Origin of the sequence: Nocardioides luti (genome assembly GCF_014212315.1) — a bacterium.
Classification (GTDB): Bacteria; Actinomycetota; Actinomycetes; order Propionibacteriales; family Nocardioidaceae; genus Nocardioides; species Nocardioides luti.
Window position 1 is genome coordinate 4,066 of sequence record NZ_JACKXE010000003.1, and the last position, 1,127, is coordinate 5,192.

The 1,127-nt window shown below is 54.8% G+C and carries 1 rRNA gene (running past one end of the window); it reads left to right on the plus strand.

Annotation, left to right across the window (positions count from 1 at the left end):
- Positions 1 to 1,028 (plus strand): 23S ribosomal RNA (locus H5V45_RS21470) (it extends 2,198 nt beyond the left edge of the window).
- Positions 1,029 to 1,127: the final 99 nt, after the last annotated feature.

Here is a 1,127-nt window from a genome sequence, read left to right on the forward strand (position 1 = left end):
CGAGTCGAAGCTGAGAACTTAAGCCCCAGTAAACGGCGGTGGTAACTATAACCATCCTAAGGTAGCGAAATTCCTTGTCGGGTAAGTTCCGACCTGCACGAATGGAGTAACGACTTGGGCGCTGTCTCAACCGTGGACTCGGCGAAATTGCACTACGAGTAAAGATGCTCGTTACGCGCGGCAGGACGGAAAGACCCCGGGACCTTTACTATAGTTTGGTATTGGTGTTTGGTTCGGCTTGTGTAGGATAGGTGGGAGACTGTGAAGCGGCCACGCCAGTGGTTGTGGAGTCAACGTTGAAATACCACTCTGGTCGTACTAGATGTCTAACCTAGGTCCATTATCTGGATCAGGGACAGTGCCTGATGGGTAGTTTAACTGGGGCGGTTGCCTCCTAAAATGTAACGGAGGCGCTCAAAGGTTCCCTCAGCCTGGTTGGCAATCAGGTGTTGAGTGTAAGTGCACAAGGGAGCTTGACTGTGAGACAGACATGTCGAGCAGGGACGAAAGTCGGAACTAGTGATCCGGCGCCAGCAGGTGGAAGCGGCGTCGCTCAACGGATAAAAGGTACCCCGGGGATAACAGGCTGATCTTCCCCAAGAGTCCATATCGACGGGATGGTTTGGCACCTCGATGTCGGCTCGTCGCATCCTGGGGCTGGAGTAGGTCCCAAGGGTTGGGCTGTTCGCCCATTAAAGCGGCACGCGAGCTGGGTTTAGAACGTCGTGAGACAGTTCGGTCCCTATCCGCCGCGCGCGCAGGAAACTTGAGAAAGGCTGTCCCTAGTACGAGAGGACCGGGATGGACGAACCTCTGGTGTGCCAGTTGTCCCGCCAGGGGCACGGCTGGTTAGCTACGTTCGGAAGTGATAACCGCTGAATGCATCTAAGCGGGAAGCACGTTTCAAGATGAGGTTTCCCACCGGGTTAACCGGGTAAGGCCCCCAGCAGAACACTGGGTTGATAGGCCGGAGGTGTACAGCAGCAATGCCTAGCCGACCGGTACTAATAGGCCGAGGGCTTGTCTTACACTCACTTTACTGAAACCACAACGACAAGTTGCCCCGCGATGTTCGCGTCCACGAACCAGACCACACCAGAACACCAAGTGTGTGATCAACTGAATAA